General features: G+C 44.1%; 6 protein-coding genes. 1 reads left to right on the top strand and 5 read right to left on the bottom strand.

All coding sequences use genetic code 11. The features are described 5' to 3' along the window. Positions 1 to 312 carry a magnetosome magnetite crystal formation protein family gene (locus AC1RRX_RS09855; RefSeq protein ID WP_007410147.1) on the top strand — a complete coding sequence of 104 codons (312 nt, stop codon included), beginning with the start codon at positions 1 to 3 and terminating at the stop codon, positions 310 to 312. A 50-nt stretch (positions 313 to 362) separates the two neighbouring features. Here AC1RRX_RS09855 and AC1RRX_RS09850 read toward each other — a convergent pair whose 3' ends face one another. From AC1RRX_RS09850 to bamC, 5 genes are all read right to left on the bottom strand, one after another. Further along, a complete protein-coding gene (locus tag AC1RRX_RS09850; protein ID WP_031379071.1) occupies positions 363 to 1763 on the bottom strand; it encodes a sensor histidine kinase in 1401 nt (466 codons plus the stop codon). A 2-nt stretch (positions 1764 to 1765) separates the two neighbouring features. Next, entirely contained in the window at positions 1766 to 2473 is a 708-nt protein-coding gene (locus AC1RRX_RS09845) for a response regulator transcription factor (protein WP_144464281.1), read from the bottom strand. 143 nt (positions 2474 to 2616) lie between these two features. Continuing rightward, positions 2617 to 3888 carry a glucuronoarabinoxylan endo-1,4-beta-xylanase XynC gene (gene xynC, locus AC1RRX_RS09840; RefSeq protein WP_007410144.1) on the bottom strand — a complete coding sequence of 424 codons (1272 nt, stop codon included), beginning with the start codon at positions 3886 to 3888 and terminating at the stop codon, positions 2617 to 2619. A gap of 51 nt (positions 3889 to 3939) precedes the next feature. Next, complete coding sequence (locus tag AC1RRX_RS09835; protein WP_144464279.1) at positions 3940 to 5475, bottom strand: glycoside hydrolase family 43 protein; 1536 nt, start codon at positions 5473 to 5475, stop codon at positions 3940 to 3942. 173 nt (positions 5476 to 5648) lie between these two features. After that, a complete protein-coding gene (gene bamC, locus AC1RRX_RS09830; protein WP_144464277.1) occupies positions 5649 to 13508 on the bottom strand; it encodes a bacillomycin D non-ribosomal peptide synthetase BamC in 7860 nt (2619 codons plus the stop codon). Positions 13509 to 13561 lie beyond the last annotated feature (53 nt).

Raw genomic sequence — 13561 nt, 5'->3', positions numbered from 1 at the left:
TTGAGAGAAAATAAAATGTTGTCTTCATTATGTTACTTCAGTATATTTTTTGCGCCGTTTCTGTTTCCGATTATCGTCTATTTCTTAGGCCAGGACGATGTGAAATATCATGCGAAAAAATCTTTGTGGACGCATCTGATTCCTTATTTGATTTTTGGGATTGGCATCATCGCTTCAGGTTTACTTGGTATGAATGACATCAGGCACGCCGGGCCTTTCCTGCTTGCGACGTATGCTGTTACATTCCTTGTGGCGATCTATTTTTTCATTTGGAACATTGTCAAAGGAATCAAAGTGTTTTCGGAACAATAGGAAAAAACGGTTCTGTTATTAATCAACAGAACCGTTTTTTTGTATAGCCATTATGATAATTGTATATCTATCGTTGTCCCTTCTCCCGCGGTGCTGTGAATGGTGATGTCCCCTCCGTGCTTTTGGATAATATCCTTTGCTATGGCCATTCCAAGACCAGAGCCTGCATGCGTCGTTCCTGTATTTGTGCCCCTGTAATAGCGATCAAACACTTTTTCCAGCTCCTCTTCTTCTATCCCTTTGCCGTTGTCCTTAATTGTCACATGAGTCCGTTCTTTTTGTTCAAGCTGTACAACGATCTTCACATCAGGATCATTGTGAACGAGGGCATTTAAAATGAGATTCGTGACCGCTCTCCTAATCAATATCGCATCAAGGTTCAGCATCAGCTTTTCCACGTTCGTTTGGAGTTCAATGGACTTATCCGCATATCTAGAATCGTTTAACATATCAATTAACGTTTCCCGCAGCAGCGATACAAGGTTTACCCGTTCTGTATGTAACATCACATCGTTGTTTTTCAGCCTTGTCGTTAAATTTAAATCTTCCATCACATCTTTCATATAGAGGGATTTACTCTCAATGATCTGGGCGTACTCTCTGACCTGTTCGGCTGTGAGATGGTAATTTGGATCTTTGATGATTTCTGCATAGCCTTGAATAGATGCTAATGGTGTTTTAATGTCATGAGAAATATGACTGATCCACTCTTCACGCATTTGCTCTAATTTATCTTTTTCTTTTTTGCTTGAAGATAGTTGTTCCGATAAATGATTGACATTATAGAAGACATCTTTATAAATGCCTTTGGGTTTCATGTTGATCGTATAATCTCCATTAGCTAACCGCTGGATTCCTTGAATGACACGGCCGAGCGGTTTTGTGAGCTGCCGGCTGAATAGATAGCCAATGACTAACGCGATCAATGCATCTATTGATAATAATATGATGGTCCCTGCATTGAACTTCGTCACAAATTCCTTGGTATCATATGAGAGGACAAATTTTCCGAGAGAGGGATTTTTAAACCCTATAAAGTAACTGTACTCCTTGCCGTTTACTTTTTTTCCGCCGGCGTAAATGGTTGATAATAATTGTTCATCCTTATATTTATGTAAATTTACAATTTCAATAGGCGTATATTTTTTCTTCAGTCCTTTAGGTTCTCTATCATGATAAACATCCTGTCCGTTTTCATCTAATATTTGAATCCATGCATTCTGCTCTTTTAAAGCTTTTTGGCCCTCTTTGTTTACCGTGATACCATTGTTCGATAACGTGACATATTGTCGGAATGATCTTGTGAAAGTTTCCGGTGTACTTTCTTCGTCATGTTGGCTGTTCGCCTGGAAAACGAGCCAAAACATAAAAATAAATAAATTAATGAAGACTGTAATGATGGTCACTATGATGACAGATACCATGTATCTGCCTGTTAATCGCCAATTCATCCTTACGCATCCTTTACAACAAATTTGTAGCCTAACCCTTTCACAGTGACGAGAAAGTCTGGTTTTGATGGGGTGTTTTCTAATTTCTCACGGAGCCTGCGTATATGAACCATCACCGTGTTGTCAGAACCGAAGAAATCTTCTCCCCATACAGCTTGATAGAGTGTTTCTTTACTGATCACCCGATTGGGATGCTGCAGAAAATAGGTCATAAGCATAAGTTCTTTAGGTGTTAACTCAATAGCCGCTCCATTTTTGGTGAGCTCGGCTTGTTGTTGGTTTAATTCAAATGGCCCTTTTTTTATTACGGTTCCGGTTTGAGAAGGCTGTAAGTAAGATGATCTTCTCAGCTGCGCTTTGACCCGGTATGCAACTTCCTTAGGGCTGAAGGGTTTTGTAATGTAGTCGTCCCCGCCGATGGCAAGTCCTACAATTTTATCCGTTTCCTCCCCCTTTGCAGACAAAAAGATAATAGGAACGTGTGAAATGTCTCTTATTTGCTTGCAGATATCATAGCCTTCACCGTCTGGCAGCATGATATCCAATATCACCAGATCGGGATTTTCTTGATGAAATTGAGCCAATCCGTCACGGGCAGTCGAAGCTGTCACTACGCGATCAATGCCTTCTCTTATTAATACGGTTTTGATCAGTTCCAAAATTTCTTTTTCGTCGTCTATGATTAATACTTTGCTGTGAAGCCGTGACATATATTGATCACTCCTTGAAGTCATTGTCATTATTATACCCAATGTCTGTGTATCGTTAAAAAAATCAACACTTCTCTCCCACAGAAAATAAGCCAATTTTCTTTTTTGAGTAAGAAAATTGGCTTATTGCGATGCTTATGCCTTTAACGCTTTACAACAAATGTTGTCACGCTTTGAGCCGGAAGATGGGCCCAAAAATGATTGTCCGTTACTTTGAGATCCGTTCCAGGTTGAAGATTGCTGCTGCTGCTCGTGATCCATCTGGATACTTGCGAAGCAGTTCCATTCTGCAACACGAAGTTTTGGTTGACCCCTGTGTTATTTTTATTAATGGCAACAATCACGACTTTATTGTCTCCTTTATAGGCTGACACGTAAACATTCGGTTCAGGATTTTTCGTTGCATCAATCCTTACATAGCCTGGGCGCACAAATTTTGAGAAATGAGCCATATTGTATCCGCGTTTGCTGATCATCCCATCTTCTTTCATAGGGCCGTATGATCTGCGGATGTACCACCACACATAAGCTTGAAAATCTCCCTCTACCATTGAATGATGAATATGCTCTGAAACACCTAAAGCCTCAGGCCAGCGATCCGCTGAATTGTTGTCACTATTCGGATAGTATACTTCCGTCATCCATAGCTCTTTCCCTCCTCCTTTTTGTTTGAAAAGAGGATAAGGAAACTGACTGACCTGAGTGCCGTACAGGTGGGTTCCGAGGATATCCATATTCCTAAGCGCCTGCGGATCGTTCAAAATGGGGTCCGATATATTTTTCAGGTATTGAAATGATTCCGGCGCAATCACGCGGGCATTAATGGAACCGGCATTCTCTCTCATGAAACGCAGGATTTCTTGGGGCGTCCACCATGTCCATTCGTGAGCGTAATCAGGCTCGTTTTGCATAGAAATCGCATACAGATTCACACCATTACTCTTCATGAAATTAACGAAATCGTTAAGATGCTGCGCGTATGCGGCGTACTTATCGTATCTCAGCCGCTTAGCTGTTGTGTCACCATTATGATTGAAAGTCTCAACCATATCGTTTGGCGGATTCCAAGGGGAAGCAAAAACGATTGCTCCATGTTTGATCGCACTCTTTGCAGTCTCCACTTCCTTGTACCAATTATTTCTATTTTCATCTACATGAATTCTTAAGACCGAAAAACCTAACTGATTCTGTCCATTGCCAAAAGCGGTCTCCCGTTGAGCCGCAGTCAAATCTCCAATCCAAGCTGGGTGGTTCATTCCTCCAAAACCGCGAATCACTTGTCTATCTGCAGATATATTAACTGTTGCATCACTTGCTGCTGAAACTTCAGTAACTCCCGGTCCTAAGAGCATGACGGACATCATTGTGAAACATACCAATAATACACAAATTGATTTTTTTACGCTCGACATCATTTTTTCCTCTCTTTCATATGTCTTTTATGGACTTAGAAAACGTACCTTTGCTTATCTTTGTGTAAACTGCCAGTAATCGAAATTAAACAAGTTTCCTGTACCAGTTCCGGTAAATACAAAGAATACGTTGTGAACACCGGATGCGCCGCTTACCGCAGTTTCTATTTCTCTCCAAGATTGCGTTCCGCCTGTGGAAGGGACATTCAAGGTTCCGACAAGCTTACCGTTTGCAGTATCTAGCCGCACTTCTATTTTCCCGCCAAGAGCGGACGCTACATTTGCTTTAAACGTCCTGGCACCGCCTGACCCGAAATCTGCATTTCCAACAGCAATCCAGTCTCCGTTATGAATGTTTGTGACATGTTGATTATTGACCGGGCCGCCGGGTGCTGAGGATGCCTCTGTCAAAATCCGTCCGTTCCAGGCAAACGTTTCCGCTTCTACCCGGTGATATGGATTCAAATTCGATAGCTGTTTGACACCTGCAAAATTTGCCGCTACCTCTTGCAGGGAGCCATCTGGATTATGCACAAGCTTATTAATATGGGGAGAACGGTAACCTTTGCCGGCCCCGTAAAGAGCGGAGCTGACAGTTTGAGTATGATACACCACATACCACTCGTTTTTAAAATTGAAAACAGCATGATGATTGTTCCCGCCGCCTCCGAAAAATGCTCCTGGATTTTTCAGAAAGTGCCCTCTATACGAAAAAGAATCCATAGGACTTGAGCTGGTCATATAGCCGATCTCACCTGGAGGTTTATCGGCCGGGTGCGCGCCCCCAAAATTGATACAATAGGAATAGTAATATTTTCCGTTATACTTATGCATTCCCGAATCTTCAAACATAAAAGGCGCATCAATCGTAGACGCACTTCCGGCAACACTGGTCATATCAGGACCTAATTTCATGACTCTTGCTGTTTTAGGATTGGCCCATTGCCCCTGCGTTGGATTTGAACCGCCCGGAACGCCTCCGCCGGCATATAGGTAACCGGTACCGTCATCATCTACGAATACTGCAGGATCAAAAAGCCATACAACACCGGACATTCCTGGCGTATTTGGCGTTACCAGCGCTTTTCCGATCGGATCTGTCCATGGGCCGGTCGGGCTGTCTGCGGTGAGAACCCCGATACCTCCGCCGCCGTTTGCGAAATAAAGGAAAAATTTATCCTTACCATTGATCTTTTTCACCGCGGCTGACGGGGCCCATGATGCTCCTGCCCATTTGGCAATCCCCCGGCCGCCATTCGCCCCATTGGCACCCGCTGCGGGAATCGTTCCGTGATCTGTCCAGTTCACCATATCCGCTGAAGATATGACGGATATTTTATTCAAATTGGCAAATGAATTATCCTTAATCGTGCCGTCGCTATTATATTCATAGTCATCGCTTGACATATAGATGTAGACTCTTCCATTATAGGTCAGCGCAAACGGATCTGCGCCCAAATGATGGTCTATAAGCGGATTTGAATTCCCAACATGTTTTGCAATTGGAGTGATTACCGCATTCGCATATTCCCCAGGTAAACAGCTCAATAATAAAGCAAGAATCAATAAACATACGCTGCACTTTTTCATCTGCTTAACATCCTCCTGTTTCCGCATATTAGGTTTTTAAAAAATATGATAACAACAGGTCATGAAGAATGCGTAAAATGAATGATTTTTAGAGTGAAAACGTTGCAAATATCTGACCCTCTTTTATGAAAAATGCCGCCGGTTGCAGTCAGCGGCATTTTGCCCTGAATCACTTACATTTTGTCAAACTTCGTGTCGCCAGCAAACGATCCCATTGACAGTTGTTCTTCAAGAACAAGTCCGTGATGATGCCGCTCTTCAATCCTTTTAATAATAGATCGAATTGTATCCGTATTTTCTTCGATATTGTGAGGGTCAAAGATCGTCACATGGTCTCCTTTTAATTTGTACTCAAGGTAATGCTGTGCGGTTGATTGCTTCCATCCTCTATCGGTCAACTCGCCGCATAGAAAATGATGAATGTTGGCGTTCACCGCGCCGGAATTGATCAGTTTATTGTGATATGTGAGATAGCTTCTGATTTTATCCTTAATCGAAGGAATGGTTAATAATTCTCTATAATAATCCGGAATGATATCCAGATTCCGATGAATGATCTCTTCGGTTTCCTCTTCCGAAAAATAATTCACCGAAACGGCTCTTTTAGAATCAAGCATCATAATGTCCGATACGATGCGTCCGCGCTTCTCTAAGGCTTTGGTAACCTCAAAAGCCAAATTCGACCCCGAGGAGTAACCAAGTAAAACAAAGGGCCCTTGTTCCTGAATGCCTATCATGCTTTCTGCATACCGGTCAACGATCTCTTGCTCGTAAGACGGCTCTTCTAGGAAATCAGCGGCATAGACGGTGCAGCGGCCGTCAAGTCTTTTCGCCATTTCATTATAGACCAGCCCGTATCCGATTAAAGGCGGGAAACAGAACACAGGGATTGAACCGCTCTGATTCATCTTGACGAATACGTTATCCGTCTTGGACTCGAAAACTGCCGCTTGAATGGCGCGTGCCATTGTTTCGATGGTAGGAAAATCGTATACGGCTTGATAATGCATTTTGATTCCCATACGGTCGTTGATTTGATGAATAACTTGCAATACTTTGAGCGAATGGCCGCCAACATCAAAGAAGTTATCTTTAATTCCCGGGTCACTGAGAGCTAAAATGTTCTTCCAAATCTCGGCCAGCTGCTTTTCAATTAACGTTCTAGGCGCTTCGTATTCGGTTCCGGTGAGCCTATTTCCCTCAGGGGCCGGCAAAGCTTTTCGATCGATTTTTCCATTTGCGGTTATCGGCATCTTCTCCATTTGTACAAAGTAAGCCGGTATCATATAAGCGGGCAGTTTGTTCAGTAAATGATGCTTCAGCTGCGCCGTATTTAATGAATCGTCTCCTGACAAGTAGGCGCACAGCTGCTTTGAGCCCTCTTCTTCAATTGCGATGACGACCGCTTCTTTGACAGATTCCGATTGCAATAAAGCCGCTTCGACCTCGCCAATTTCAATCCGGTAGCCCCGTATTTTCACCTGATGATCAATTCTTCCCAAATACTCGATATTGCCGTCAGGCAGCCACCGGGCGACATCTCCCGTTTTGTACATTTTTTCGCCTGCGGCAAACGGGTGTTCAACAAATTTCTCAGCCGTTAATTCCGGGCGGTTCAAATATCCTCTGGCCAGTCCCTCTCCTGCCACATAGAGTTCGCCCGGTATGCCCATTACCTGAATACGCTGATATTCGTCCAAAATATACGCTTGCAGAGTAGGAATAGGTTGTCCGATGTTGCTTCTGCCCTCGTCGATTTCCCGTTCCGTGATTTCTTTATATGTGACATGAACGGTGGTTTCGGTGATGCCGTACATATTGATTAATTGGGTTAAAGGATATTTAAGCTTCCAGTCTTTCAAGAAGGATGGATTTAACGCCTCTCCGCCAAATATGATTTTTCGGATGTTTAAATTGGATTCGGGATCTGCTCTCTCCTCCTGCATCAGTTGGTAGAAATAACTTGGCGTTTGATTTAAAATGGTCACAGCTTCCGATTTTAACAATTGCAAATACCTTTCCGGGTTTTTTGCTATTTGTTTCGGAACAATCACTAATTTGCCCCCATACAGCAGCGCTCCGTACATTTCCCATACTGAAAAATCAAAGCAGAAGGAATGAAACAAAGTCCATGTGTCCGATGCGTTAAAATCAAAAACATTTTTGTTGTTAAATAACAGACGAACCACGTTTTTATGTTCAATGAGCGTGCCTTTCGGATTCCCCGTTGTTCCTGATGTATAAATAACGTAGGCTAATTGATTTGGCATCACGTTCAGATTGAGATTAGATGTTTCGGCGCCGTATGATGATGGATCGTCAAGGAAGACAGTATGACTTTGATAATCGGTACCTTCCAGAAGATGATGCTGCAATAATAAGATAGAGACGTTAGAATCCTCAAGCATATAATGGATGCGTTCTTTCGGATAATCCGGATCGATCGGTACGTAAACGCCCCCGGCTTTCAAAATAGCAAGGATGCCTATCACCATCTCCGGTGAACGTTCCGCCATAATGCCGACAAGCTCCTCGGCCTGAAGTCCTTTGGCAACCAAGGTTCGGGCCAGCTGATTGGCGCGTTCATTTACTACCCGATACGTCAGCTTCTTATCTTCAAAAACAATCGCCGCTTGCTCCGGCGTTCGCTCCGCTTGTTCTTCAAACAATTGATGAATCGTCTTTTCCTTTGGATACTCAGCCGCCGTATCGTTGAACTTGTCTATCAGGAGCGATCGCTCATCCGCTGTTACGATATCGAGGTCTTGAACGCGAATTTCCTGATCGTCCGCCATTTGCTTCATGATTTGTATGAAATGCGTCTGCATCCGTTCGACACTTGCTTGGTCATAAACATCGCGATTGTATACAAAACGAATGTCAATTTCTCCATCCGGCATCACTATAAAAGTAAAATCGTAATGAGTATGTTCTTCCATATGAAAATCGAGAATGTCTAATGCGTTGTCATCCTGCTTCATATGTTCTATTTGTTTTTCAACCGGGTAATTTTCAAATACCATAATATGATTGATCAACTGCTGCTTTTGCTCAGTTTGAGCCTGAATGTCATACAACGGAAATGTATCATATTTTTGAGAAGCCAGTGCCCGCTCCTGGTTCATTTTCAATACTTGTGCAGCTGTCATTTCAGGCTGCGTATGAATACGTACGGGAATGGTATTGATAAATAAACCGACCATGGTTTCAATTCCCGGAATTTCTGCCGGTCTGCCGGATACGACAGTGCCGAAGACGACATCCTGACTCCCGTTGTATCTTTGCAGCAATAAGCCCCATGCGGTTTGTATCCATGTATTGACGGTGACTTGCTGGCGGCTTGCGGCCCGTTTGATTTCGTCTGTGAGCCGCTTTCCTAAACGAAACTCATGCTCACCTTTTTCGTATCCTTTCGCCCGGTCGGAAGTTTGTTCTTGTAACAAAACAGTCTGCCCTTCATAACCTTCTAAATAGTTACGCCAATAGGCTGACGCCTGCTTGTGATCTTGTTGATCCAGCCATTCGATATATCGGCTGTATGGAGTGACGGCTCCCCGCTTCGGCTGCCTTTGCTCGAGTATCGCATAATAGGTTTCAAACACTTCTTTCGTAACAAGAGGCAAACACCAGCCATCCATTAAAATATGATGAAAGCTCCATATCAATCGCGCTTGGTCTTCTTCTGTCCGCAGGATCGATACGCGCATTAAAGCATCCCGGGTGAGATTGAATCCCCGCGCCTTATCTCTTCTTGCAAAATCGGCAATAAACTCGCTGCGCTGATGACTGTTCATGCTGCGAATATCTTCAACGGCCGTTTCAATCGGCTTTTGCCGGAATACAATCTGCAAAGGCTGATCTTTCCATTCTGTATAAAAAAGAGTCCGAAGAATGTCATATTTTTCGGCCAGATGCGCCAAACTCATCCTGAATGCATCGATATCCAAGAAACCTTTCAGATCAAAAGCGGCTTGTTCAAAGTAAGCTTCGGAAGCCGAATCGATCAAGCTGTGGAACAACATTCCTTTCTGCATCGGGGTTAATGGGTATATATTTTCAATGTCACCGAGATGACTCGTTTGCTGCACAAATTGATCTAATTCACCGATCGTTATACCTTTTAACGAAATATCGCTTGGCGTCAGGTGAATTTGATCTTGAGCATCACAATGTGCGATGACTTGCTGCAGGCTGCTTTTTAAGAGATCGGCACAGGCTTCCATTGTTTCTCTTTGATATTGTTTACCGCAATAGCTGATGGCCAGCGACAATCGGCCGTCTGAAATCATGCCGTTGATATCAAGTGTATAGGTCATGGGACGATTGTCACTGGCTGTTTTCCCGCTTGAGTAAGGGGATATCTCCATCCTGCCGTTCCGGACATCTTGATCAAATTGACCCAAATAATTGAAACGTATTTCCGGATGTCCGGTCCATTCATGTGCCTTCGGGTGATCGGACAAATATTTGATCAGGCCGTAACCTATTCCTTTTTGGGGGATCTGACGCAAATTTTCTTTCACTGTTTTAATCCGCTGCGGGATATCCTGATCAGCTTTGATTTGAAGCGAAACCGGATATAGACTTGTGAACCATCCCACCGTACGCGAAATATCGAGATCCGGAATGATAGACTCTCTGCCGTGTCCTTCAAGATCAATGAGAATGTCTTCATATCCGGTCCAACGATGAATAGCAGTTCCCAGACCGGTCAGTAATAAATCGTTCATATCGGTCGAATAAGCCCGGTGAGCGTTTTTTAATAAACGTTCGGTTTCCTCAACGGTCCATTGAACGATGACCGTTTCCTTGTCTTTGGCCAGACCGGTCTCCTGTTCATTGTCCTTTGGCAATGTAAGTTGCGGATTATGTTTCTGTCTGAACCAGTATTGATTTTCCGCTTCGAATTCCTGACTTTCTGCATAACGATTCAACTGTTCAGCCCATAACAGGTAAGAGTCCGTTTTCTTCGGAAGCCGGATCGCTTCGCCGTTTTGAAGCTGCTCATAAGCTGCTGCTATATCCTCAAGTAAAATCCTCCACGATACGCCGTCGATGACCAGATGATGAACCGCAATCAGCAAATGATCTCCCTCTTGACACCGGAACAATCCCAGTTTCATGAGCGGTCCTTCGGCTAAATGAATGGATTGCTGAATCTCATTGGAAATGGTTTCTATCGTCTGGGACACATTTTTTTCTTCGCGTAGTGAGATCACTTCAAGGCTGAACAGATCACCTTCATCGATCCCGCGATTTCGGGCTTCATATCCATCTTCTGTCGGAACATAGACCATGCGCAAAGCATCGTGATGCTCTGTGATCTTCTTCATGACGTCCCGAAGCTTTGATTCATCCAGTCCCTCTTTCCAATAAAGCATAACCGCTTGATTGTAATGGTGTAATTCCGGGTATTTCTGGTCAAAAAACCAATGCTGAATCGGTGTCAGCAGCGCCCGGCCTTTAATTTCCCCTTGTTCTGCGATTCGGGTTACCGGCTCTACGTATGGAACAAGCTCAGAGATCGTTGGGTATTTAAACAAGTGTTTGATTTCAAACTTATACCCGGCTTGGTATAATCTTGAGGACACTTGAATCGACTTAATGGAATCGCCCCCCAATTCGAAAAAATGATCTGAGATTCCGACCCGTTCTAAGCCTAAGACCGACTCCCACACCGCGGCCAGTATTTTTTCCAGTTCTGTTCGAGGAGCTTCATAGTTCATGCCTGTAAGATTCTCTCTTGGAGAAGGAAGGGATTTACGGTCTATTTTCCCGTTGAAAGTAAGCGGCATCTCTTCCAGCTGAACGAAATACGCAGGTATCATATAGGATGGAAGCTGGCGGGACAGCTCTTCACGGAGCTCGCCTGCAGTTAAAGCATGTTGTGCGGTATAATAGGCGCACAAGGATGTTTCCCCCTCGATTTCCCGGGCGATAACGATGGCTTCTTTGATCGCCGGCAGCTGAAAAAAAGCGCCTTCGACTTCGCCGATTTCAATGCGGTAACCGCGGATTTTCACCTGGTGATCAATCCGGCCCAAATACTCGATATTGCCGTCAGGCAGCCATCTTGCCAAGTCTCCCGTCCGGTATATCCGTTCTCCTGATGCAATCGGATGGTTTACAAACTTCTCGGCCGTCAGTTCGGGACGATTCAAGTAGCCCCTTGCAAGCCCATCGCCCGCAATGCACAGTTCTCCCGCCACACCGATCGGCTGCATATGTTCCAAATCAGCATGTAATATATACAATTGAATGTTGGAAATCGGTTTGCCTATCGGAATCGATGCATATGTTTCTTCCGTCTGGCAATCAAAGTATGATACATCAATTGTTGCCTCAGTCGGTCCGTACAAGTTGATGATTTGAGCCTGGCTCACCGATGTGATGATGTGTTTAAAGCCTGCGACATGTACAGGCTTCAAAGCCTCACCGCTTGCAAACACATGTCTTAATGACGCTAATTTTTGTTTCAACATCCCGCTTGGCTTCTGATCCATGGATTCCAGGAAGGCATGCAGCATCGCCGGTACAAAATGCATTGTGCTGACACCTTTTTGTGCAATTGTATCTAAAATCAGCTCGGGATTCTTTTCTCCTCCGTTTGGCAACAGAACCAATCTGGAACCTGATATCGTCCACCAGAACAGTTCCCACACTGATACATCAAAGGTGATCGCAGTTTTTTGCAGAATCGCATCCCGCTCATCGAGAGGGTATTTTTCCTGCATCCACACCAGCCGATTGATGACCGACCGATGCTCAACCATAACCCCTTTCGGCTTGCCCGTTGAACCCGATGTATAAATAACATAGGCCAGATGATCCGGACCAGCAGCCGGCTCTACATTCGACCCGTCTTCACAAAAGTTTTGCGGATCTTTCATATCCAGCACTTTTCCCGTAAAAGGTACTCTCTCTTGCGATTGATTCTGCACGAGTAACAACTTCGTATCCGAATCCTCCAATATGTATCGAACCCGTTCCTCGGGATAGCCCGGGTCAATCGGTACATACGCCCCGCCGGCTTTCAAGATCCCGAAGATCCCTACAATCATATCCAGGGCGCGTTCGGCCATAATCCCGACCGGCTGATCCGGCTGTACGCCCTCAGATTGCAGTGTCCGAGCGAGTTGATTCGCCCTTTCATTCAATTCACGGTACGTCAGACGGCTATCCTCGTAGACAACAGCCGTTTGATCAGGGGTACGTTCCGCTTGTTCCTCCAAAAATTGATGAATCGTTTTTTCTCTTGGATACTCTGCAGCCGTTTGATTATAGGCGATGAGTTGATTTGTCTCTGAGTCTGACAGAATATTAAGCTGGCGGATCATAAGGTCGGGTTGGAATAACAAAATCGAAAAAATCCGGTTTACATGTTCGATCACTTGCATCATATACTGGCGATCATAAGCTTGTTCATTATAAGTTAACTTTAAATGAATCGAATCATTTTCTATGGAAAACTGAAATAACGTATCAGAAGCAGCCGTTTCTCTAAAACGAATGGGGTGAAGCTGATCTAGTGATACAATCGTGTGGATCATTGGCAAATGATTTGAATCGTAGTTCAGATTTAATGGACCGGCCATTTTATCGAAAGGAACGTGCTGATGTAAGATGGCTCCGTTCAGCGTATGCTTGAATTCATTAAAAATGGATTTAAACGTGCTGTCCGCATTTATGTTTTGTTTGATTAACATGACTTGGTCTAAACGAAGGTCTTCATCGGTTTCGTCTTCAAAGGTCGGTACACCTACAATAACGCCCTCTTCCCCCGTATATTTGTACAAAAGACACTCGATTCCAACCAGGAGAACCATATAAACGGCCATTGGCGATTTATTCGTCATCTTCATGATGCGCAGGGATACATCGGGGCTCAATGAACTGTGAATACGGTTGGGTGCACTCGACGCATCATGCTCTATTGCTGAGTCCGACATTTGAAACGAAGGGATTGCACTGGGACGATCTTCCGCATCGAACATGCTGCTCCAGAACAACTCCTGTTGCTTAAATTCTGACATTAATATCCCTCCAGTAAGTTTTAGCCGGCTGACCGCTGTCCCCGTAAAAACAT

The organism is Bacillus sp. GW821-FHT11D08, from assembly GCF_058808515.1.
This window is presented reverse-complemented; position numbering and strand designations above follow the sequence as displayed.

Bases quoted from the DNA above. Each gene is read 5' to 3' on its own strand.
- AC1RRX_RS09845 (WP_144464281.1), bottom strand. From the start codon at position 2,473: ATGTCACGGCTTCACAGCAAAGTATTAATCATAGACGACGAAAAAGAA.
- AC1RRX_RS09850 (WP_031379071.1), bottom strand. From the start codon at position 1,763: ATGAATTGGCGATTAACAGGCAGATACATGGTATCTGTCATCATAGTG.
- bamC (WP_144464277.1), bottom strand. From the start codon at position 13,508: ATGTCAGAATTTAAGCAACAGGAGTTGTTCTGGAGCAGCATGTTCGAT.
- AC1RRX_RS09835 (WP_144464279.1), bottom strand. From the start codon at position 5,475: ATGAAAAAGTGCAGCGTATGTTTATTGATTCTTGCTTTATTATTGAGC.
- xynC (WP_007410144.1), bottom strand. From the start codon at position 3,888: ATGATGTCGAGCGTAAAAAAATCAATTTGTGTATTATTGGTATGTTTC.